Origin of the sequence: Paenibacillus sp. H1-7, from assembly GCF_022354825.1 — a bacterium.
GTDB lineage: Bacteria > Bacillota > Bacilli > Paenibacillales > NBRC-103111 > Paenibacillus_S.
In genome coordinates this window covers 2,150,194-2,173,890 of record NZ_CP031168.1, presented here as the reverse complement: position 1 = coordinate 2,173,890, position 23,697 = coordinate 2,150,194, and the positions used below count along the sequence as shown (strand labels likewise).

Sequence of the window (23,697 nt, the reverse complement as noted above, 5' to 3'; positions counted from 1 at the left end):
TCGTAAGCCGTTTCATCTAATGTTTCTCCTATTATAGAGACGGGCTTAATGGAAGTCCATAATCAGGGCATAATCATTAGAACGGATTATCAGGTGCCAGAACATACCAATTTCCTTTTTTAGATATAATTACCTTGCAAATTTGCGCAATAATATAAAGCAGCTGCCGGTGCAGAGCTGGCAGCTGCATCTTTCGTTTTTTATTAAGCGATCGATCGTATCCGTTAGTTTAATCAATCTTTAGCTCCTCTAAGTACTTTAAGAGTATTACTGTTGAATTGCATCCGACGACTGCTTGGCAGTTGAGTGTTTTTATATTTAGAGCGGATGAATCCTCTTGCCTTTAACTCTCCGTAGATTAGCATTTGAAACTCCTTATCAATATCAAGTTTCAAAACAAGGTAATATAATTCTATCAATTCTTGGTCCTTCAGAAGGTCAAAGCCGCTAGTACGCATAAAACACCTGCTTTAAGGAAAACAGATTGGCGGCCAGGAAAGATAGATACACGGCGGCCGCCGTTTTGACAAAACGGATTCCCATAATTCCACTCCCCATGATTCGGCTGGCGATGCTTGTCTGCCAGTGGATGAAGTTCCCTCAGAGATTCCTATTTAACCGGTTTGGGCACGGTGCAAATGGACATTTTTCCTGAAAGAGTCACTGTCCGGCCATCTGCTTGCGGTATTCTTTGGGGGAGACTCCTGCTATTTTGTTGAACATATGCGTGAAATAATTGGAGTCGTTGAAGCCGGTGGCCTCGGAAATTTCGAATATTTTCATATCTGTGCTTTTCAGCAGAAGCTTCGCTTTCTGTACGCGCAGGTTCTGGATATAGCCGGTTACACTTTCCCCGGTTTCCTTTTTAAACAGATTACTGAAATAGCTGGGGTTGAGATGGACATGGGCCGCCACCTCGGCCAAGCCGCATACCCCCATGTATGATTCTTCAATAAACCGGATGGCCTGCTTGACCGGGTTATCATTCTTACTGGCAAGCCAGTTATTGTGGGACTTCAGGAATTCATGGATGTATCCCTGCAGCCATACCGCAATATCATCCGGCGTCGCACATTTGTAGACAGAATCCCACTCTATGGGGCGCACGGCCATTTGCCATTCGGGAAACTGGACCTGCACCAGCCGGAGAATGGCTGCAGCCAGCAGCAGCGCTTCGATCTTGGCGGTTTGCGGGGGCAAATGGCTGATCCGGACGGCTTGCTCCTGCAGCTCCCGGCTCAGTCGGCTGTTATCCTCCGACATAAGCCACGTTATAATTTCCTTTTCCTTCTCGTAAAGCGCCGTCTGGTTGAGCAGTGATTCATTGGCAGAACCGTGGTCCCTGTCCCCTTCCCGGCAATACTGTCTGTAGCCTTGGCGCAATTCCTCCGTGCTGGCGCATAGCCCTTGTCCGCTGCATTCAAGAGCCAGCTTCAGATAATGATGGACCGAATCGGTGAGTATCTGCGGCCATGAGGGGGGTGTATCCGGCCGGGAAGCACTCCGGTCCACCAATAAAGCCCACTCTGATGCGTTCAAGGGAAACAGGCGAAAGCCGCCGTGAAACCATTTATTCAAGTGCTCCCCGGCAATATTGGCGAAAGCAAACTGCAAAAGCGGCACATCTTGGGCGGAATAATGCTTCTCCGGGGGGAAATACGTAGGAAAACGGAAAAAATGCAGCTCGCATTGCTTCATTCGCTTCAGCAAAGCCTCCACCTCTTCGCCGCTGCAGGGCATACCCATAATAGCCGAGCGCAGCTCGCTGTCTTCATGCTGGCGCTTCCAGCCCTCCACCAAAAGCTGGGACTGGCTTTCTTCAATCAGCTGCACATAAATCCGGTCGAGTACGCTTAATATATCCGTTTCCACACAAGGCTTCGTGATAAAATCCAGCACCCCGAACTTGACGGCGGACTGGGCATACGAAAAATCCTTGAATCCGGTTACAATCACAATCTTCGTCAGCCAGCCGCGGCTTCTGATTTCTTCTGCCAGCTGCAGACCATCAATATGGGGCATCCGGATATCGGTCAGCAAGAGATCCGGGACACATTGCTCCATCATTATCAAGGCGTCCCGGCCATTGGCCGCTTCCCCCGTCACCACCCACTCGGCGGACCGCTTTCCCGCCAGCTTCAGCAGCCCCTTGCGGAAGTTGGGCTGATCCTCTGCAATAAACAGCTTGCCTCTCATCCGTTCCCCTCCTCATGACTCCCCAGTGTCCCAGATTTAATAGTAGGAAGCGTCATGTGAACAACCGTTCCTTTCCCTTTACTGCTCGTAATTTCCACTCCATATGCGGGTCCGTATACCAGCTGAATGCGCCGCAGCACACTTTTGTAGCCGATTCCCGTCTTATTGCCGTCCGGCAGCACAGCCTCCGCCTCTGTCAAGGTTCTAATGGTTTCTTTATCCATGCCGCATCCGTTGTCAGCCACCTCGATATGCAGCGCATCATTTAACAGGAACGCTTTAATCCGCAGCACCCGGTCTTTCTCCATATCACGGAATGCGTGAACAAAAACATTTTCCACCACCGGCAGCAAGAGGGAGCGCATCATCCGCAGATTCAGCAGGGACTCTTCAGCTTGAATAATGGTTTCAATCTCGCCGGTGAACAGCTCTGTCTGGATCTTGATGTAATTGCGGATCTGATGCAGCTCTTCGCCAAGAGTCGTATCAGTCTGGACAGGCTTAAGGGAATACTTCAACATCTCCGAGATGGCGTTGATCAGAAGCGCCACCTCTTCCTGGTCGTTGCTGTACAGCTTCCAATACAGCTCATTGAACAGGTTGTGCAGATAATGGGGGTTCAGCTGTGCCTGGATGGCCTTCAGCTCCGATTCCCTCTGGCTGATCTGGGCCAAATATACCTTATTGATCAGCTCGCTCACTTGCTCCGCCATGCTGTTGAAGCTGTCTCCAATGTAGCCCAGCTCATCGCCGGAATCCACTCTGACACGGACCGTGAAATCGCCGGAACGCAGCGTACGCAGTCCCTGCATCAAATGGGCCAGAGGAGTCAGGAGCGTCCGGGTGGAAATCGTAATAAGCAGTGCACTGAGCAGGATCACGCCGATTCCGGCAAATGCCAATACCTGGATGATGTCTTTATTTTTCCTCTGTATCTCCTGCAAGGAAGCCCCTCCGTATAGGGTAAAGCCTGCCGGAATCAGCTCGTGGCGGACAAACAGATAGGTGATGCCATTCATTTTGACATAACGGGGATAATTTGCCTCTGTCAGTTTCAAGAGCTGCTCCATCTCGCTCTGGTCGGTATTGGAGTAGAGCATACCTCCTGTAGGCTCCAGCAGCAGCACCTTGCCGCCGTTCTCCGTAAGATCCCGCAGCACCTTGGATACCAGGCTTTCCTCCATCACCATCACCATGGTACCGTACGGGATCAGCTTCTCATTGAGCATCCGTCTGGCAGCAACCAGAACCGTTCTGCGGCCGTCCGGATCAATGGTGCTGGCCGCCTCGGCCCGGCCCCAGACCATATTCCCCCGATGGGGCTTAAGCTTTTCCATCATCCTGGTCAAGTCATCCGTTCCCGGCTCTCCCGACGCACCGCTTTTGGAGAGAACCGTCATTTCCCCGTTCTCATTGTACAGGAAAACGGAGCGGATGGACGGCGCATCCACCAGCAGCATATTCAACTGCTCTTCCACATACTTGCGGTTCTTGAATTGGGTATAGGAATCGCTTACAGGAACGATGTTCTCCCTGAGGAACAGTTCGATGGACGGGTTCAGGATAATGGATTGGGATACGCGGTTGATTTCCTGGAAGGACATCTCCAGTCTGGCCAAAGCCTGTTCGTTGGCGATGGAGAACTGCTTGCTGATTTCATCCTCCATTAATTGGATATTTGACCGGTAAACCATCCAGCCTGCCAAGGCAAAGGCAAGTGTTACCATACACGAGAGCAGCACGATCAGTTTGATCTTGAAGCTGCCCTTTATTTTTCCGGCTATATACCCCGGCCAGCTTGTCGGATGCAGTCGGCTCCCCTCCCCCTTTGAATTTCATATTGTATTATAAAACGCTTCCTTCCAAGCAAACAAGGTTTACATTTTACCTGTCTACATAGGAAGGAAGCGCGTCACGTTCCGGTCCGGTTTGCCCGTATTATTTTAAAGCTTCATACAAGGCAATAAGAGCAAGGGACTGTCCGTATGCCATTGGCATAATGGTAATATTTTTATAATGGTCTTTATCCATTCCCATACCGGTTCCGGCCGACACATTCAGCACGGTTCCATCCCCGCTGATATTTTGACAAACCGCCTGGATGGCCTTGTCGGCAACAGCCTGATAGGAGGAATCCAAAATACCTGCTTTTATGCCTTTTAGGATACCCGCGGCAATTGCGGCCGATCCAGATACCTCTTCATAGCTGGTTGGGTCTTGCAGGACGGTGTGCCATAGACCGGAAGCGGCCTGGAGCGGAACCAGAGCGTTGACCTGAGCCTTATACGTATCAACTAGAAATTGACGGATACCCGGGTTCATCGTATCCTGACAAGTTTCCAGGTAATCGACGAGGCCGTAGGTGAACCAGGAATTGCCGCGGCACCAGAAGATGCTGCCGAAATTATCATTGCGCTCGAAGCTCCAGCCGTGGAAGAACAGTCCGGTATGTTTGTCGTACAAGTACTTGATATGGAGGAGAATCTGGTGTACTGCTTCTTGCTCCCACTCCGGCCGGTTGAACTTGCGGCCGGCCTGGTTCAGAAACAGAACCGCCATAAAGAGCGTATCAATCCATAACTGCCCATTGTGCAAGTGGATTCCATCCCGGTTACCAATGGCAGTGACTGTATGCTGGAAGCCGCCTTCTTTGGTTTTGGGCAGCTCATGAACGAGCCAGTCCGCGTGATCCCGGCACAGCTGTTCCAGCTGGTTGGAAGGCTCAAGCTGATCCAGGAGCAGAACCAGAGCCAGATAAGGGGCGGTCGTATTAATGTTTTTTGACGGCAGACCGACCTCCAAATTGCGGGAATACCAGTTCTGAAAAAACTCCATATAGCGGTGATCGCTGTAATACTTCTGCAGTTTGTACAGACCATAAAGACCGACGCCCTGGGGCCAGTCCCATTCTTCAATTCCGAAATCCCGTTGGACAATTCCTTTTCTTGTGTCGGCCTGGACCACGGTTTTGTCCTTTTCATAGTCGCTGCCGCCCAGATTCATAAGCTTGTCCACTACCAGTCCGATTTTTTGAAGCAGCATTTCATTTGTCATGATTCATATACTCCTTCTCATATCTAATGTTCCGAAAGCAAACTTGGCCCGGCCTTTGCCGAACCAAGTCCGCATTTATCCTATTCCAGGCCCTTCAGCCCCTACTTGTGTTGGGAGCGGACCAACTCCAGGATATCCTTACCTAGGAAGGCTCTGTCCTTATTTTCTTTATACCAGGTATTCATGAATTCCTCGATCTGTTTGCCGCCGCCTCTCTCCCAGGCAGCTTTGGCATCTGCAATGGCCTGCTCAGGGGTATATTGGGCCCCGCCGATAATGCCTTTGGTATAGATGTCCTTCATTTCCTTGTCGATGTTGGTATTGATCACTACCAACTCGCTCGACAGGGTAGGCATATGCTCGTAGTGACTCAGCGCGGGATACTGGGCCTCGGGATTAAGCAGAAACTCGTCGGCTTTCTTCAGCATGTCCAGACCGGCCTTCTGATCAGGATCACTCACGTCGAACGCAGTGGTGGAAATCAGAAGCGGATTCTCCGGGATCGAGTAGAACATGGAGTAGTCCATGGCCCAATCCAGTTCCTTGGCATTCTTCGCAGGATCAATGACCTTGGGAAAACCGTCCGCACCTTTTTTCCAATGCTCTCCTTCCATTCCTTTTTTCAGAATCAGACTGTTCTCCGGCTTGATAATGAAGTTAATATATTCCATAGCAGCCTTGGGATTTTTGGCCGCAGCATTGATCACCGTGGTCATTTGAACCGGGTTGACCACATGATGAACGAATTGCCCCATGGAAGACTTGGGCTGCGCCATCGGCGCAATCTCCGCCTCTGGAACAACCTTGCGGAGCGTTTTGACGTCCGTTACCGTACTCTCAAACCAGTTGCTGACAACAGGAGGAAGATAAACGCCTATTTTTCCGTTCAGGTAATCCTGCTTGGCTTTGGCTCCATTCTTGTCCGCCAGATAATCCTTATCGATAAGCCCTTCCTCAAATAACCTTTTCTTGAATTTAAGAGACTCCAGCGAATTATCCCAAGTCCTGATAATTTTGTCATCATTGGAGATTTTCCAGCCGTACGAGCCGAACATGGAATCCACCATGCCGTCCGAGGTGTAGCTCATATTGGTTCCATAAGTATCCTTCTTCCCGTTGCTGTCAGGGTCCTGCTCAGCGAATGCTTTTAGAACGACAAGCAATTCGTCGGTGGTCTTCGGAACCTCCAGCTTCAGCTTTTTCAGCCAATCCATCCGGATAAAGGCTACACTCTGCAGATGGGGCTCATTAATTTTGCCGATTTCGTAAAGCTTGCCGTCCGGCTTGGTGCCTATTTTGCGAAGCTGGGGGTACTTCTCCAGCAGCTTCTGGTATTCAGGCGCATATTGCAAGTAATCGTCCAGAGGCATTAATTGCTTCTGCTGGTACAGGGAATTCCGGAACCCCGTATCATAATCATTGACAATATCCGGCGCACTGCCCGATGCGAACAAGACATTCAGCTTTTTGACTGCCTCTGCCCGGGCCACCGGCACATACTTGGCCGTAACGGGAGAATGCTCATTGATCCACTTGGTCCAACGGTTGTCCTCAACCGTTCCCTCCGCTGCGGGAATATTACCCCTGTCATAGTTGGAAACGGTAATTATGGCTTTTCCTTCGGCTTGCCCCTTTGTCCCCTCTTCCTTTTGACTGCAACCAGCTGCCCCTGCTGCCATAACCGCCGACAGTCCCAGCGCCAACGTGATCTTCATTTTTGGTGCGGATGTTTGTCCAAACATATGGAATCCCCCTCAATCTATGATTGATTTTATTGTTGCAGCTAACCCTTGATAGAGCCAAGCATAATGCCTTTGACAAAATATTTCTGCAGGAACGGATATACCACCAGCATGGGCACAACCATAACCATAACCCCAACCGCTTTCAGCTTTTCGGATACCATCTCCTGCTGCTGCATCATATCCATGGCCGACATATTGAAGTTCCCCTGAATTTGCAGCATCCCCTGAACGATAACAGTAAGATTCTGCAAATTCGTCTTATTGATGTAAAGAATAACGCTCATGAACATGTTCCAGTAGCCCACTCCGTAGAATAACGTCAGCGTAGCCAGCATGGGAAGAGACAAGGGCAGTATGATACGCATGAGCAGCTGGACCTCGCCGCAGCCATCAATCTGGGCGGATTCCGCCACTTCTCCCGGGATGCTCTCAAAATAGCTTTTCATAATCAGCATATTATAGGTACTGATCAGCCCGCCAAACCATAGGGACCAGTAAGTATTGGTCAAATGAAGGCTATTCATGACCAGATAGGTAGGGATCATGCCTCCGCTGAAGAGCATGGTGAACAATGCGGCCGTTGTGATCGGCTTGCGGGCGTAAAGGTAACGGCGGGATAAGGGATAGGCCGTCAGCACCGTGGCCAGCATGCTCAAGGCCGTACCGCATAAGGTAATGATCACGCTGTTGGTAAAGGCGCGCAAGGCCGGCGTATTCTCAAAAAAGTATCTGTAAACGGTGAAATCAATCCCCACCGGCCAGAACCAGACCTGACCCAGGTCAACCGCATGCCCCGAGCTTACGGACAGCGCAATCAGATGCAGGAAAGGCAGGATGCAGGTGAGCGAAATGATGATCAATACCACGTGAATAAAGATTACAAAAATATTTCCGCCTGTGGATTCCCTCAAGAGGATTTCCCTCCTTTCTTCAGAATAAACCCTGATCGAATTTACGGGCCAATGCATTGGCCGACAGCACAAGCACCAGACCGACAAAGGATTCAAACAAGCCCATGGCTGTAGTCAGGCCAAATTGGGCCTGCTGCAGCCCCACTTTGTACACGTAGGTGCTGATGACCTCCGCTTTCTGCAGGACAGTGGGATTCTGCAAATTGTAAACCTGGTCAAATCCTACCTCCATCAGACGGCCCATTCCAAGAATCAGCAGCAGGATAATCGTAGGACGGATGCCCGGCAGTGTAATATGCCAAATCTGCCTAAGCTTGCCTGCACCGTCCATCCCCGCGGATTCGTACAGGCTGGGGTCAATGCCGGAGATAGCGGCGAGATAGATAATAGCGCTGAAGCCCATCTCCTTCCACATGCCGGAGCCGATAAAGATGGCGGTCCATGAGTTCGCGCGGTACAGGAAAGGCACCGGCTCCATCCCCAATTGGCCCAGCAGCTTGTTAATGGTCCCTCCGTCAATGGAGAACAGGGTCAGGATAATGCCTGCAACGATAACCCAGGACAAAAAATGAGGCAGATAAATAATGGTTTGAATCCAGCGCTTCAGCCAGCTCTTCCGGACCTCATTCAAGGCAATGGCGATAATAATCGGCGCAGGGAACCCGAAGATCAGGCTCAGTACGCTCAGGGTAAGGGTATTCCAGATAATTTGCAGCGTGACGTTGGACTGGAATAAAATCTCGAAATATTTCAAGCCCACCCACGGACTTGCCCATATGCCATCGTGAAAATTGTAGTTCTTGAAAGCAATCACAAGACCGCCCATAGGCAAGTAGCGGAATATCAGATAATAAAGCACTCCCGGTATAAGCATGACAAATAGCGGAATATTTTGCCGAAACCGCTTTGTCTGGTAAAAAGCCTCTTTGGCTGCCGGTGCTCTATCCGTTCCTACGGCGGCAGGCGTTGTTTTCATGGCTTCCCCTTCTTTCCTGCTGAAAGTATTTGTTGGATGTGATGCTTATAATGTACCGCGGTTCGTCCATTCCGGGCCTTAAGAATCTTTAGGTCTTTCTGTGCGATTTTTGTTTCTCCTTCAAACCTGCAGGAGCGCCCGCTTGGAATACCGTTCCACCAACATCTCCCCTCCGCAAAGCCTGCGCCCTGACAAATCCCCCCCGCATAGGGAGTGGCCCGCTCATGCGGGATGCAAAAAACCAAGGAGCCGGGCGGATGTTCCCGCTTTGCTCCTTGGTTTTTTACCTGTGATCCACTCAATCGCTTCAGTTGCTGCGCCACGCTATAAAGCGCGCGAGCATGGCGGATACTTCCGCCCGGGAGACAACACTGGCAGGCTCCAGAAGGTTCCCCGGTTTGCCGTTAAGAATACCTGCCGATACAGCCCAATCGATGGCATCATTTGCCCAAGCTGACACTTCGCCGCTGTCCGCAAAGCTCTTGCCATTGCTGCTTGCAGCAGGCTGTCCGGCGTAACGGTACAGGACAGTAATCAGTTGTTCCCGGGTAATGGAAGCTTCAGGGCTACTGCCATCGCTGATTCCGGAAGCGGTAGCCCAGTCTTTCGCCTTGCTGTACCAATATTCCCCGCCTTCGGTCTCAAGGCCATGCAAACGGGCCAGAACGGTAAATAGCATGGCGCGGCTCAAGGATACATCGGGAGCGAAGATTCCCTGCTCCGTTCCGAGCAGCCATTCGCGGCTTGCTGTGAAGGCAATCGACTCCGCAGCCCAATGACTGTTGGGAACATCCTGGAAAACAACCTTATTGTCGATCAGCCTCACCGTCATATTGCCCTTAGCTGTAAAACTCAATCCGGCTTCGGTGATAACCGTTCCGATCACTTCCTTGGTTCCGTCTTCCCGAACCGCAAAGGCTACCGTGGAAGCAGAAGCATTCTTGAATGGAATTGTGACCCGCGCTTGCGCAACGCCTTCGGGCAGATGGACAGCGGCTGTTACTCCCCCCAGAGAAGTCGTGGTGATCTCCACCTTGACTCCCTGTGTATCTGTGGTGACGGAGCGGCTGCTTCCATCGGGCTTGCTCACGGTCTCACGCTTGCTTCCATTCTGCTTGGTGACAACCTCGGTAATTGTACCATTGCGTTCTTTCGTTATAACTTCACGGTCGCCATTCGGCCAGACAGTAGTCTCCGTCACCGTACCGGTTGTCTGATCGGTGATGCTGGTGGTCGTGCTGCCATCCCCGTTTTTGACCCCAGTAGACGGCGTAGTCGGGACGACGGGATTGCTGCCGCCAATTTGGGGATCTCCGTCGCTTTCACCGCTATCGTTATCATGTTCGCTGTCATTATCATATACACCCACAGTTACAACACAAGAAGCTGTGGAGCCGCCGTCTTCAGTGGTTACCGTAATAACGGCTGTACCTGCGGCATGAACCGTCACGAGCCCATGTCCCACCACGGTAGCAACAGCCGGATTGGAACTGCTCCAGGTCACCGCTTTGTTGGCTGCGTCAGCGGGTTCCACATTTGCGGTAAGCTGGACAGTCGAATCCCCATGGTTGGTATACAGTTGGGCAGTGGTCTGATTCAGGCTTACACCCGTCACATGGACTGGTGGAGTCCCCGGATTTTCAGAGTCCGTGTACAAGCTTACGGTCACTATACATGTATCGGTGTAACCGCCGTCTTCAGTGGTTACCGTAATAACGGCTGTACCTGCGGCATGAGCCTTCACAAGACCGCGTTCATCCACAGTAGCTACAGCCGGATTAGAAGTGGTCCAGGTCAAGGTTTTGTCAGCTGCGTCAACGGGTTCCACATTTGCGGTGAGCTGGACATTCGAATTCCCATGGTTGGTATACAATTGGGCGGCGGTCTGATTCAGGCTCACCCCGGTGACATGCACCGGCTGAGTATAGACTGCAATGGTTAACCCCACATGGGGACTGGCTTTATGGGTATCCGTCTCAGGGTAACGAACCCAATAAGTCCCGGGAGAAAGATTTGCGATGGTATCCCCTTCGACACTCAACCAGGTGCTCCCATAGTCGGAGGACCATTCCATGGAAGGGTTGACCCCGGTGATGCGTCCATCATTGGCCCCAACCGCTGTTTCATTGGTGTGCTTGAGCCCCTCGGGCGCAGCCCTCGGTCCTCCGGTAACCATCGCTTTGAAATCGTCAAAGTCGATGGAGGCGTTGGCATAGCCATCGATGCCGAACAGCTGGCCGACCAGCTTATCGCCGCCTGTATGGCGGAAATTGTAGTCAGTGGCCGCCTCAACATCGTCTATGTAGACGGTATAAGTCTTGGCGTCCCAGTTTGCCACCATTTTGATTTTGTACCATGTATTGTACTCAAAGTCTTTGACTTTGACCTTATTGGACGGTCCATTCTGGACTATAATTTTACCCATATCAAAAGCCGTGACCATGGAATAATTGCCTGTGCCGCTGTCATTTCGCATCATGGCGCCATTGGCGTACTGGAAGCTGGTGTTTAGTCTGGCGCGGTATTCGATGACGACGCGCTGATCCGCCTCAGCCTTTACCTCGCCTGCATACGGCAGGAGCAGGTTTGCCTTGCCCGAAGTAGCGGTTGTGGTCAGCCGGAGGAATTTATTTCCGGCCTCTTCCTGTACAGTGGCGGTAGCGCCATTGGTCAGACCTTCGGTGGTAATGCCATAAGGGTACTTGCCAACCGTATCGCCGGAGAAATCCCGGTAAGCGTTATAGATTACGCCGTCCTGAATGCTGTTCAGCGAACCTAACAAAGCTGCTTCCGCTTGAGCAAGCTTATCCAGTTCCTCGTTAAACTGCTCTTTGCTCAGATCGGCGATTACGGCCATCTCTTCCGCCTTGTTCACTTCGGCCACGAAGGCATCATACTTGGATTGGCTATAGTTGCCCAGCCCATCGCCCAATGGGTAGGAGATGTTGGCCAGCTTGTTGCGGAGTTGATTCACAATCTCATCAAGGCCCCATCCCGGAATAACGTTTACGGCAACGGTGGAAGGAAAATCACGGCCATCCAGCTTCAGGGTGACAGGCACCTGAACTGTGCCAAGGGAGTTGAAGTCAAGTCCCTCCGGCTCCCAGCTGACAACCTCTGCCTTCTTCGACTGGCTGTTGTAGACAACATCAACAACGCTAGGCAGCTTAGGGGCCACTCCGGAAGGAATCTTCACTACGGAAGTAACCTGAACCGCATCAGATGCTGCAATAACGGTCAAGTTGAGCTCTGCTTTCTTGCCGTTGTATTCGGCTGTAATAAGAGCTGTGCCCGGTTTAACCGCATATACCGATTGGGTCACAGAATCCGAATCAATCCCGACCACCCCAGGATCGCTGCTGGTATACCGGGCAGCCGCTGTCACATTCTGAACCTCATAGTTGTTATAGTGTGCCGTTACCTGCAATGGTCCGCTTGTCTGCCCGCTGGTCAGGATGCGGTCCAATCCGCCGAAGGCAACGGACTGCACAGCTTTAGGCTCCGCAGCAACGGTAACCGTGGCTGTGGCCGTTTTCCCGTTATATGTGGCGGTGATTGTGGTACTGCCCGCACTTACAGCCTTAACCCTAACCCCACCGTCAATAACGGCGACCTTCGTATTGGAAGAACTGAAGATTGCTCCTGTGTCAACAGCGGTATAGGTAGTGCCTGTTACGGTATACAGGGGCAAGCTGCGGGTTTCACCCAACCCTAACGTGTAGCCCGGGGCATCGAATAACATTTCCGATGCATCCAGCTTAAATATATCTATGCTGTCGATTTCGGCAAGGTTGTTCCCCTTCGAGAAGCGGAGGATATTGCTGCCTCCCCTAAGATAGACTTTCGCCGTGGAGAGCCCCCAACGATTCAGGCCGGAATAGACGATATTCAAATTGGCTCCGGAGCTCCCGTTGACCGACAAGATATGGGAGGCATCGGCCGCATTGGGCGAGCCGTTGGCATTGCGCACGGACAGCATATAAAATCCCGCCTCCGGCACGTTTACTGTAAACTGGGCATAATCTTTGGCGTTCTTGATGTTGGCGATTTTCATCCCGCCGGAAGCAGTGCTTTCCAGCCGGACGGCGGGAGAAGTTTCACCGCCCGGATCCTTAACCAGCAGCGCGTTTTCCGCTTCATAGCGCTTCCGCACCGGCTCGCCCGAAGGCGTGGCAATCGGTGTGTTCGGATCGGCGGGCTCTCCCAGGTTCGGCGTGTTGTCTGCGTTCCAGGTGAATTTCTGCGTGTGGACTTTGCGAGTCCATCCCGATCCCGGCCAGCGGGCGGCATGATAGATGACCCAGTCCTCTGTGCCGTCAGGAGACGTGACGATGCTGTGGTGGCCCGGGCCGTAAACGCCATTGGCACTGGAGAAGATGGGCATGTCTTTTTTCACCCAGGAGCCGGGATTCATCAAATCGTCGCCGATCTTGGCCGTGATTAGCCCGAGGCAATAACTGTCTGTCCAGCTTCCGTTTGCGGAATAGACCAGATTGATGGTGTCGCCCTTTATCGTGACTTCGGGGCCTTCATTGATTCTGGCCGGGGACGATTCCCAGTCATATTCAGACGTCGAGAGCAATACCCGTTCCGAGCTGATGGTCCGTGGATCACTCATCTGCGCAATATATAAATTCTGGAAGCTCCCGTCGGTTTCTTCCCAACCGGACCAGATGAAATAGTGTTTCTCATTTACAGTCAGCACAGTGCCGTCGATCGCCCAACGGTCGGTAGAATCGGTAATCTTCCCTTTGAACTCCCAGGTGCCGGTCAACGGATTTTCACTGGCGTTCTCCAGCACGTACATGCGGTGGTTTGCATTGGTTCCGTTGTCGGCTGCAAAGTAAATGTACCATTTGGATTTGCCGTCGGTATCCTTAAGATAGTGCATTTCCGGCGCCCAAACATTGGAGCTGTACATGGTGCCCTTAACCGGCGTCCAGGCCAGGCTCCTCTCGCCCCCCTCAATGCCGGTGATAGTCTTCGCTCTGCGGATCATGATGCCGCTGGAGTTGACAAATACGTTGTAATAGTAGCCGTCCGTGTGCTTGTAAACCCAGGGATCGGCTCCTGTCTGCATGATTACATTGTAGAAATCCGACACACTCTTTCCCTCCTGCGCAGACGCCGAATCCTGCTTAGCTGGCGTCGGCTCTGCCGCCGCAGCCACTCCGCTCCATTGCGGCAGCATCAGCAGCACTACGAGACAAAGCAGCAGATGTCTGAATTTTTTTTTGACCATGTACAATCCTCCTTGGAATCATATCATCCTGTTATCTATGGCGTTCGTACTCACCTGGAGAAGCCAATAGATTACTCGCGGTATGTATTGTAGAAGCACCCCCCTTCAGTCCTGATGAGTTGCATAAACTGCTCTCATTTTCTCGTTTCCTCATACTACCTTTCGAAGCAAACTCTGTGGTTGCAGCCTTTTCGCCTGACTGGCCCAGGGCGTTGGCGATTATCGATCCGGATTGAACGTACCGTTCGGATAACCGCTGACAATTCCCAGGTCAATCGCTTGTTTGACATCGGACTCCGCCCAGTGTGCCGCCAGGTCACTCAAGTTGACCGTCGGTTTCGGAGCTAGCGGGCTTGCCGCCTGATCGACGCCGAATACCGCAAACCGCAAACTTGGCAACGTTGTTCACCTTCACGGTAATAGATGCGGCCCCATTAGGGAATTTTATGTGGAGCTTTTTGGCAGACAGGAGATGATCGCTCACAATAAACCGCTTTCATTCCCATTAAGAGCTTCGTTCCATGGATGCTTACACTGTACTGTGATCCCTCCATTCCAGGCCTTAAGAATCTTTAGGTCTTTCTGTATGATTTTTGTTATTTACCTAAATCCGCTTTTTTAACGGACTGTCCGACTGCTGGGTGATCGTGCAGGATACTCATGCCCGCGCCGGAGTTTCGAATTTGAGAATATCGAGCACCAGGACATAACGAGGTATTTCCGCGTTACAGCGGGCTTCGGCGGACCATTGGACACGGTACGGCTTCTATAAAGCGGTTTTCTGCGGTTTGACGGGGCGGGGCATTCTTGATGACAGAAAAAAAGAACCCCCGAGACAGTTGTTAGCTCTGTTCGGGGGGAAATTACTACCACATAAATATCAATCACAACCAATCACATTTGCTGAGACTAAACGTATCGTTACTCGGCGTCCAGCTTAAACCAAACACTGGCATAATCGCCGTCGATCTGCTGCAGATTCAGCCCGAAGTGCAATAGCCTGTCTCCGCGGTAGCTGGTGCCGAGCTGGCTGACGCGATAATCGAAGTTCGCATTCAGACCGCGAAGCTGCAGCCTCCGCAGCGGAGCATTGGGCTCCGCCAGCACCCGGAAATAGAACACGACTGCTTTCTTCTTATCTTCCGAAACGAACATCCAAGCCGTTTCGTTTCCGGTAAACGGACTTTTTAACCGATACAAGTCGCCGCTCTGAACAAGCCCGCGAAGCTCTTTATAATCGCTCACTTGCCGCTTTATGACCGCTTTCTCTTCTTCAGATAGCTTGGTCAGGTCCAGCTCATATCCGAAGTTGCCGGACATTGCCACGTCGCCCCTGGTCCTGAGCGGCGTGATGCGGCCCACCTGATGATTCGGTACCGCAGAAACGTGCGAACCCATCGCGCTGACCGGGTAGACGATGCTGGTTCCGTATTGGATTTTGAGCCTCTCGACTGCGTCCGTATCGTCGCTTGTCCACGTCTGCGGCATATAGTAGAGCATTCCCGGATCGAACCGGCCTCCTCCGCCGGAGCAGCTCTCGAAAAGGATGTTCGGAAATGTTCCGCTCAGCTTCTCCAACAGCCCATAAAGTCCCAACATATACCGGTGCGCTACTTCGGATTGGCGTTCCGCCGGCAGTGCAGCGGAACCAATCTCCGTCATATTACGGTTCATATCCCATTTGACATAGGCGACGGGGACCGTTCGGAAGATGTCGCTGAGCGCGTCAAAAATATACTCCCTGACATCTTGTCTAGAATAGTCGAGAATGAATTGGCACCGTCCTTCCGTTCTGCGCCGGTCCGGCACATGCAGGCACCAGTCCGGGTGAAGGCGATACAGCTCGCTCTCTGGCGATATCATCTCCGGCTCAAACCATAGACCGAACTGAAGTCCAAGCTTATTTACACGCGCAGCCAAATCTTCCAGACCGTTCGGCAGCTTTTTGCGGTCGACCGTCCAATCTCCGAGAGAAGTAGTATCGTCATCGCGTTTGCCGAACCAGCCGTCATCGAGCACGAACAATTCAATCCCAAGCTCAGCGGCAACGCCTGCGATCGCTTCAATTTTGTCAGCGTTGAAATCAAAGTATGTCGCTTCCCAGTTATTCACCAGAATCGGCCGTTCCTTATCGCGATGAACCCCTCGGCACAGCCTTGTACGGTACAGCTTATGGTACGTTCTCGACATGCCTCCCAAGCCTTCGGACGAATAGACAAGCACTGCTTCCGGCGTTTGAAACGATTCTCCCGGCTCCAGCAGCCAAACGAAATCAAACGGATTGATGCCGATCGACACCCGCACCGTAGCGAACTGATCCACTTCGGCTTGAGCAGCGAAATTCCCGCTATATACGAGGCTGAACCCGAACACGTCCCCCTGATCTTCGCCTGCGTCCGGCCGGAGCAAGGCGATGAACGGGTTCGCCTGATGGCTGCTGGAGCCGCGACGGCTCTCAATTTTTGTAGTGACACCCATAGTGAGATGACTTCTTTGCATGTGCCTTTCCCTTACCCAGGCGCCTGTTAAAACCAAACAGTCGTACTCGGCATCGGCAAAGTCGACACTTGCGCTCAACGCGCTGCGCAGATTCAGAGCTTGGTGCCCATTATTGACAAATCGTACGGATCGTGTTATGGCACTGAACGCTTTAAAAACCGTGTAGCTGATAATAACCAGCAATCCGGAATAGGTGTCGATCAGCTCCAGCTCCAGTGTCATCGCTTCCTGTTCCGACTCGGCATAGACAGCCGGCAGCCCATCCAGCGCAGGCTTGCCCCTTACGATTCGGTGCGTTCTATATAACAGCTCTGTAATCCGGCTCCCATCCTGCAGCTGTACCTGATAAGCCGGATGGCGGAAATCGCTAGTTCCATACTGTGGATATTCCTGCGGCAATGTATCGAGCGAGATACTCCTGTCGTCCGGCACCGGATTAGGGCTGAACGAGCATCGCTCCTGCAACATCAGAATATCGTCTAAGTTCCCATCCTGATCCAGTCTCTTTCCCCAGTATGCATGAGACGGATATCCGTTCACCAGTTGTATGATGTAACTCATATCCGTAGACTGCAGATGGAACATCTGCTGATTTTCGTTATAATAGATATTCATAGTGCTTCTCCCTCACTCCAATTACGATATAGATTCTCCTCAAATGGACCATGGTGAAAGGAAAAGAGCGAGATGGGCGGGGAATCTAACCCCATAGTCTCGCTCTTTTTAACTCAAAATGATTTTTCGCAGTTCTCGGCAGCCCCAATGATTCATTTACTGAAGCAAATTTTTTCGATGCCTGTCATTCCTTCACAGTAATGCCGCAAATATAAAATTCGAATTCCAAATCCTGGTTTGACGGTATCAAATATTCATCGTGTACAGGTGCGCCCCAGCTGTCGTCTCCGCCTACTCCCATTTGTCTGCCCGCCACGGTTACGACCGTATAATGCACCTCCGGCAGCTCCCAATGATGATTAGCCTGCTCCAGCTCAAAAGCGGAATACGGAGATACATTGCACTCTACTGGAGCAAGCGGATCGGCTTTGATCATAAGCCCTAGTCCATTCGCATCGGTTATTTTCACGCTTCGGACGCCAGTGCGGTTGCCCGATTCCTGCGGAACGAGATAACGCGAAGGCAATTGATCGACCGGGCTGCTGAAAACAGCTAAGCGCGCCCCGCAAGCGCGGTCGATATAGTTTTCTTCAGGACCCATTGCGTACCATTCGGATTGGTTATACTCAGACGTCATCTTGAAAGATAGAGCAACGATAGGCAGATTCGGAAGCCCCTCGGCTCCTTTGTAGCAGGTATGCACACGGATGACTCCATCCGCGTACACCGTGTAGGCCGTTCTAACACGTATTTCGGAATGGATGCTGAACGTGTACTCAAACGAGACGGTTGCCGTTTCCGACGTTTGCTGTAGTTCAACCTTTGCCCATTTTCTCGCTGAACTCGCTGCGTACCAAGCGCCTGCCGTGAAGCTGAGCGACGTCCCTTTATCATTATCGGTGGTGGCCCTCCAAAATAACGGCGTCGGTGGTACGGCGATCATTTCGCGACCACTGTATCTGATTGATACCAGCGATCCGACCTGCTTGGAAAATAGAACGGAAAAGTCCTTGCCCATGACACCGATATTTACATCGCCTTCGACCACTTTAAGAGCTCCGGATGGCAGACTGCGATCGGATGGAGTCTGGATTGCCACAATCTTTTGGCCAAAAGCGACCTCAAATCCGGCCTCGGCCCACAGGAGCGCCTCTTTAAGCTTCAGCGAAGCTTGCAGACAATACTCACCGGGTACCTCTTCCATATGGGGCAGTTCTATCGGGATGCTAATTTGGTTTTGCGCCTGTACGTCGACATTGGTTTGCCATATCCGTATCTGCTTGCCATCACGATACAGGCTATACTCTAATAGAAGATGGTCCGTTCCTGTGAACAAGCTTTCATTAACGATTTTGATATGCGTACGGGTCGGCTCCAGCTTATAATTTTGATAGAGGAATTTAACCTCCTGCATTTTCGGCGTGATTTGCCGATCCGCATATACAAGGCCATTGCCGCAGAAGCTATAATCGGACGGACGATCCTGGAAATCGCCGCCGTAAGCTAAATATTCGCGGCCGAAACGGTCTTTTTTCACCAACGCTTGGTCAATATAGTCCCAAATAAAGCCGCCTTGATACATCGGGTACTTGTTTTCCAGTTCCGTATATTTATGCAGGCCACCGACAGAGTTGCCCATGGCATGCATATATTCACAACTGATGTACGGTTTAGCTGGCTGGCTTTGAAGATAGGCTTCAATATCCGCCGGCTTCGCGTACATTCTGCTCTCCATGTCGCTGGTCGCATCATATTTGCGGTTATGGAATACGCCCTCGTAATGGACAAGCCGACTCGGGTCGGTTTCGCGGAAATAATTCGACACGTTCAAAATGACCTCTCCCGCATAAGACTCGTTGCCGCACGACCAGATCAAGATGGAAGGATGGTTCTTATCCCGTTCCAACATCGAGCGCGCACGGTCGAGCACGATGTCCTGCCACTGCAGATCGTTGCCAGGGATGTTCCAAGAAGGCTCGACGGCGCCCATTTTTTGCCAGGATCCATGCGTTTCCAAATTCATCTCATCGATAACGTAGACACCATAATCGTCGCACAGCTCGTACCACAACGTTTGGTTCGGATAGTGAGAGGTCCGGACGGCGTTGATGTTGCTGCGCTTCAGCGTCTGGATATCCCACAGCATGTCCTGCTTCGTGATCGCCCGCCCGCTGCGGCAGTTGAACTCGTGGCGGTTTACGCCCTTAAACAAAATCCGTTTGCCGTTAAGGCACATCAGCTTGTCCTTCATCTCAAAACGGCGGAAGCCGACCTTTTGCACGATCGCTTCGACCAGTTCCCCGTGCTCATCCAAAATCGAAATTAGCAGTGAATACAAATACGGGCTCTCTGCGCTCCACAGATGCACGCGGCCTGCTTCAGCAACCACTTCCAGCCTGCCGCTTTGGAACTCGTTCGTTTCAGTAAGACACGTCCTGCCCGCGGCGTCTTTCAATTCGAGCAGCGCATGAACGGGAGCGGAGGGATCTGCGCGCAGCGCCAAATCCACCTTCAAGGTGCCGTTTTCATAGCGGTCATCCAGTTCGGCTTTGACGCGCAAATCCCAAACATGGTGCTTCGGAACCGTAAATAAATACACGTCGCGGAAAATGCCGGAGAAGCGCCAAAAATCTTGATCTTCCAGCCAGCTCCCGGTGCTGCGCTGATATACCTCGACAGCCAGCTTGTTCGACCCGTCGCGGATATACGGGGTCAAATCGAATTCGGAAGGCGTGAAGCTGTCCTCGCTGTAACCGACAAATTCGCCGTTCAGCCAAAGGTAAAAAGCCGATTCGACGCCTTGAAAAGAAATATAAACTGGCTTGTCCTGCATATGGGCAGGCAGATCAAAATGCTTCACATAACTGCCCACCGGATTATGATCCTGGGAAATGTGCGGCGGACGAAGATCGGCCAGCCCGTCCCACGGATACATCGTGTTTACGTACTGCGCCTGGCCCCAGCCCTGAAGCTGAATATGGCCCGGCACCTGAATATGCTCCCAAGCGGAGCAATTGTAATCCATTTCGTAAAACTCGGAAATCCGGCTTGCCGGATTAACCGCATAGCTGAAATGCCAGCTGCCGTTCAAGCTGTGGTGCATGTCCATCGGCAATCCGGCGGTGGCGGACGCCATCGAGCTATAGTAGCGATGGTCTGAGTGAGCATCCAGCCTGTTCACTCTAAAAATGCTGACATCCTGAAGCCAATCCAGGCTTGGTTTCGTATGACCCATTCGTTTCGTCTCCTAAAAATTTCTTTTTTTGTACTTTACTCTATTTTACAGATCCGACCATTCCGGCAACAAATTGTTTTTGCATAAGGAAGAAAACCAGTGCAGTCGGCAATGTGGAAATAACGATAGCCGTCATAATCACACCGAAATCCGGCGAATAACTGGAGCCCAAGTTCGAGACTAAGAGCGGAATCGTTCTTTTATCCGGGGTCTGCAGCACAATCAGCGGCCATAAGTAGTTGTTCCAGCTGGACATAAATGTAATTATCGCCCCGGCGGCGAAAGTTGTCTTCATCGTCGGCACGTAGATGCGGAAAAACAGGCCGAGCTCGGTTAAGCCGTCCATGCGTCCGGCCTCCAGCAGCTCCTTCGGGAACATTTTCGTGCTTTGACGGAAAAAGAAAATGAGGAACGCAGTCGTAAAGGTCGGAAGCACGACCGCCACGATCGTATTGACGCCCAACGCGGGAGCCGTTCGCGACAGTTTGGAAAACATTTGATAAAGCGGCACCATCAGCGCCGCGAACGGAATCATCATCGACAGCAGCAAAATGTTGAACACGACATCTTTCGCTTTGCTGCGGTAAACTTCAAAGCCGTAACCGGCCAGCGAGGCAATCACCAGTGCCAGCACTGTCGTCGATAAAGAGATTTTGAGTGAATTGCCGAAAGCTTGGAACAGGTTGACCGAGTTCACCAGCTTGGTGAAATTTTGCACAAAATGGCTTCCCGGCAGCATTCTCCCCTGGGTGACATCCACGGAAAGATTCGTCGAGCTGATAACCATCCAAATAAACGGGAATATCGAGATGATCGCTACAGCGGTCAAAAACACATAGATGAAGGTCTTTTTCAACTTGTTCATTATTTATTCTCACCTGCCAGTTTTATTTGAAGGACGGACAGCACGATGATCATGACCACAATCGAATAGGAGACGGTAGCGGCATAACCAAAGTCGGGAGAGTATTTGAACGAAAGATTGTAGATGTATTGTGAAATCGAAAGGGTTGCATTACCTGGTCCGCCTTTTGTAATATTAACAATTTCGTCGAACAGCTGAAGCGTTCCGATCGTCGAAGTAATCGAGGTAAACAAAATGATCGGCTTCAATAATGGCACCGTAATGCTGAAAAACTGCCGGACCGAGGAAGCGCCGTCGAGGCGAGCGGCTTCATAGATCGAGCTGTCGATGTTTTGCAGCGACGACAAATAAAAAATCATATTATAGCCGGTCCAGCGCCAAGTAATCGCAATAATAATGGTTACCTTCGCCCAGAACGGATCGGAAATCCATTGAATCGGTTGCGCGAGAATATGCAGCTTCAGCAGCGCCAGATTGATCAAACCGTCATTGCCAAACAAATATTTAAACACGACTGAATAAGCGACAAGCGAAGTGATACATGGCAAAAAAATCGCCGTGCGGAAAAATCCCTTGAACCGCAGATTGCTGTCGTTAAGCAACACGGAGATGATCATGGCCAGCAAAATCATGATAGGCACTTGAATGATCAAATAGATAAACGTATTTTTGACCGCAGTGAAGAACGTCTTATCGCTAAACAGCCGTTTGTAATTGTCGACTCCATTGAAGTGCAGGTTTGCTCCGGCTCCGGTCTTAAAGGAGAGCAGCAAGGCTTGAATCATCGGATAAAAGTAAAAGATACAGATCAAGATTACGGCAAGCGCAATAAACAGCCATCCCGTCAACTTTGCTCGGTTTTTCATTGTATAGTTCAAGGCTACCAAACCTTTCCTTCAGAAAAATGGAAACGCTGACCTCGCCATGTGCAATTCGGCAAAACGAAGGTCAGCGTTGATCGGAAATGTAACGGGTTACTTAATTTGCGACTCCGCTTGAGATTGCGCGTCACTCAACACTTTATTCAAATCCGTACCCTTCAAATAGCTCTGCGCTTCGACTTTGAGAATATCTTCGATCTCATACGTATGCATGCCATAGTTGACCTTTGGAATTTGAGTCGTCCATGTTGCAAAATCAGAGCTGATCTTCTGGCCGCCGAAGAACTCGTCCGCTTTCGTATAAGCGTCGCCCGAAGCCGCAGGCTTATAGGTGCCGATAACTCCGATATTGGTCAGCATTTTTTGATACAAATCTATATTGGAGCCAAGCGTTTTTCCGAGGAAATCCGCCGCAAGCTCTTTACCAGGGCTATTCAGCACATACCAGGAGCTTCCGCCAAGGTTCGAAGCGTTGACCGAGTTGGCTGTGTTTTTCAGTTTAGGGAACGGAACGACGGCCCATTTGCCGGATTGATCAGCTTGCGCCTTGACTGACGGCGTGATCCAGTTGCCTGTCGGCACCGTTGCGACAGCGCCGCTGTTAAAGCCAGCCAGGAAAGAGTTCCAGTCGGAAGTAATCTTCACGATATTGGCGGACATTAAAGTTTTGTAAGTTTGGAAAGCGTCCTTCAGCGCTGCATTGTCTTTCAAATCCGGCGTAGAGCCGTCGCTTTTCAGATACCAGGAGCCTGCCGACTGAATCATCATGCGGATTAAACCAAGGTCGTTCGGATCCTGCGTCAGCATATCTTTGCCTGTTTTTGCTTTTACCGCTTTGCCGATCTCAATAAACTTGTCCCAATCGATGTTCTTCATATCGTCGACTTTATAGCCGGCTTGCTGCAGGTAGTCGGTGCGGACATACAATCCAGTTACGCCGGAATCGAACGGAAGACCGTACTGTTTACCGTTTAGACTGGTCGATCCGATTTTGTAATCGGCAAAATCAGACGCTTTAATGGAAGACGACAGGTCTTGGAAAGAATCGGGATACGCTTTCAAAAAGCTCTGGGCGCGATAGTCCTCGATCAATACTACGTTAGGCAAACCCGAGGTCGTGCCGGAATTAAGTCCGGTATTCAGCTTTTGGATAATGTCATCCTGGGCGTATTCCACGATGTTGATTTTCACATCAGGATGATCCTTTACGTACGCTTCTTCCGCCAGCTTCATCGCTGCGATATTGAAATTTTTGTCCCATGCCCAGACTGTAATCTCCTTGGTGCCGGGCGACGCTTGATCCGAAGGCTTCGTCGTGTTGCCAGAATTGCTCGAGCATGCCGATAACAGCAAAAGACTCGACAGCAGGACTGCAGAAAGTTTCTTTTTCATATTGCTCCCCCTGTTTGATTGATTATGAAAATGCTTACAAAGTAATCATAACATCCCTCAAAAACGGCCTGTTAGGAATTACTTTT

The 23,697-nt window shown here is 51.1% G+C and carries 13 protein-coding genes; all 13 read right to left on the bottom strand.

The features are described 5' to 3' along the window. Positions 1-660 precede the first annotated feature (660 nt). The 13 genes from DVH26_RS09910 to DVH26_RS09850 all read right to left on the bottom strand — a co-directional run bounded on the left by DVH26_RS09910 (position 661) and on the right by DVH26_RS09850 (position 23,611). Entirely contained in the window at positions 661-2,196 is a 1,536-nt protein-coding gene (locus DVH26_RS09910; protein WP_239633529.1) for a response regulator transcription factor, read from the bottom strand. Beyond that, positions 2,193-3,923 carry a cache domain-containing sensor histidine kinase gene (locus DVH26_RS09905; protein WP_239633528.1) on the bottom strand — a complete coding sequence of 577 codons (1,731 nt, stop codon included), beginning with the start codon at positions 3,921-3,923 and terminating at the stop codon, positions 2,193-2,195. The genes DVH26_RS09910 and DVH26_RS09905 overlap by 4 nt, the downstream gene beginning before the upstream one ends. 211 nt (positions 3,924-4,134) lie before the next feature. After that, entirely contained in the window at positions 4,135-5,250 is a 1,116-nt protein-coding gene (locus tag DVH26_RS09900) for a glycoside hydrolase family 88/105 protein (protein WP_239633527.1), read from the bottom strand. A gap of 101 nt (positions 5,251-5,351) precedes the next feature. Beyond that, the gene (locus DVH26_RS09895; protein ID WP_239633526.1) at positions 5,352-6,992 is read right to left on the bottom strand and encodes an extracellular solute-binding protein; all 1,641 of its coding nucleotides are present in this window, start codon (positions 6,990-6,992) and stop codon (positions 5,352-5,354) included. Between the two features lie 41 nt (positions 6,993-7,033). Continuing rightward, a complete protein-coding gene (locus DVH26_RS09890; RefSeq protein ID WP_239633525.1) occupies positions 7,034-7,906 on the bottom strand; it encodes a carbohydrate ABC transporter permease in 873 nt (290 codons plus the stop codon). 19 nt (positions 7,907-7,925) lie between these two features. Further along, entirely contained in the window at positions 7,926-8,882 is a 957-nt protein-coding gene (locus DVH26_RS09885) for an ABC transporter permease (protein ID WP_239633524.1), read from the bottom strand. A 307-nt stretch (positions 8,883-9,189) separates the two neighbouring features. Next, positions 9,190-14,124 carry a family 43 glycosylhydrolase gene (locus DVH26_RS09880; RefSeq protein ID WP_239633523.1) on the bottom strand — a complete coding sequence of 1,645 codons (4,935 nt, stop codon included), beginning with the start codon at positions 14,122-14,124 and terminating at the stop codon, positions 9,190-9,192. A 219-nt stretch (positions 14,125-14,343) separates the two neighbouring features. Beyond that, a complete protein-coding gene (locus DVH26_RS09875) occupies positions 14,344-14,523 on the bottom strand; it encodes an S-layer homology domain-containing protein (RefSeq protein WP_239633522.1) in 180 nt (59 codons plus the stop codon). Between the two features lie 522 nt (positions 14,524-15,045). Then, on the bottom strand, positions 15,046-17,238 hold the full coding sequence (locus DVH26_RS09870) for an alpha-galactosidase (RefSeq protein ID WP_239633521.1): 2,193 nt from the start codon (positions 17,236-17,238) through the stop codon (positions 15,046-15,048). Positions 17,239-17,422: 184 nt separating this feature from the next. Further along, positions 17,423-20,473 (bottom strand): beta-galactosidase, LacZ type, encoded by a 3,051-nt coding sequence (lacZ, locus tag DVH26_RS09865; protein WP_239633520.1) that lies wholly within the window; start codon positions 20,471-20,473, stop codon positions 17,423-17,425. A gap of 40 nt (positions 20,474-20,513) precedes the next feature. Continuing rightward, the gene (locus DVH26_RS09860) at positions 20,514-21,338 is read right to left on the bottom strand and encodes a carbohydrate ABC transporter permease (protein ID WP_239633519.1); all 825 of its coding nucleotides are present in this window, start codon (positions 21,336-21,338) and stop codon (positions 20,514-20,516) included. Beyond that, positions 21,338-22,204, bottom strand: coding sequence for a carbohydrate ABC transporter permease (locus DVH26_RS09855; protein ID WP_239633518.1), 867 nt, complete (start codon positions 22,202-22,204; stop codon positions 21,338-21,340). Before DVH26_RS09855 ends, DVH26_RS09860 begins: the two co-directional genes overlap by 1 nt. A 108-nt stretch (positions 22,205-22,312) precedes the next feature. Then, the gene (locus DVH26_RS09850) at positions 22,313-23,611 is read right to left on the bottom strand and encodes an ABC transporter substrate-binding protein (RefSeq protein ID WP_239633517.1); all 1,299 of its coding nucleotides are present in this window, start codon (positions 23,609-23,611) and stop codon (positions 22,313-22,315) included. Positions 23,612-23,697: the final 86 nt, after the last annotated feature.

Bases quoted from the DNA above. Each gene is read 5' to 3' on its own strand.
- DVH26_RS09910 (WP_239633529.1), bottom strand. From the start codon at position 2,196: ATGAGAGGCAAGCTGTTTATTGCAGAGGATCAGCCCAACTTCCGCAAG.
- DVH26_RS09905 (WP_239633528.1), bottom strand. From the start codon at position 3,923: ATGGTAACACTTGCCTTTGCCTTGGCAGGCTGGATGGTTTACCGGTCA.
- DVH26_RS09900 (WP_239633527.1), bottom strand. From the start codon at position 5,250: ATGACAAATGAAATGCTGCTTCAAAAAATCGGACTGGTAGTGGACAAG.
- DVH26_RS09895 (WP_239633526.1), bottom strand. From the start codon at position 6,992: ATGTTTGGACAAACATCCGCACCAAAAATGAAGATCACGTTGGCGCTG.
- DVH26_RS09885 (WP_239633524.1), bottom strand. From the start codon at position 8,882: ATGAAAACAACGCCTGCCGCCGTAGGAACGGATAGAGCACCGGCAGCC.
- DVH26_RS09880 (WP_239633523.1), bottom strand. From the start codon at position 14,124: ATGGTCAAAAAAAAATTCAGACATCTGCTGCTTTGTCTCGTAGTGCTG.
- DVH26_RS09870 (WP_239633521.1), bottom strand. From the start codon at position 17,238: ATGAATATCTATTATAACGAAAATCAGCAGATGTTCCATCTGCAGTCT.
- lacZ (WP_239633520.1), bottom strand. From the start codon at position 20,473: ATGGGTCATACGAAACCAAGCCTGGATTGGCTTCAGGATGTCAGCATT.
- DVH26_RS09860 (WP_239633519.1), bottom strand. From the start codon at position 21,338: ATGAACAAGTTGAAAAAGACCTTCATCTATGTGTTTTTGACCGCTGTA.
- DVH26_RS09855 (WP_239633518.1), bottom strand. From the start codon at position 22,204: ATGAAAAACCGAGCAAAGTTGACGGGATGGCTGTTTATTGCGCTTGCC.
- DVH26_RS09850 (WP_239633517.1), bottom strand. From the start codon at position 23,611: ATGAAAAAGAAACTTTCTGCAGTCCTGCTGTCGAGTCTTTTGCTGTTA.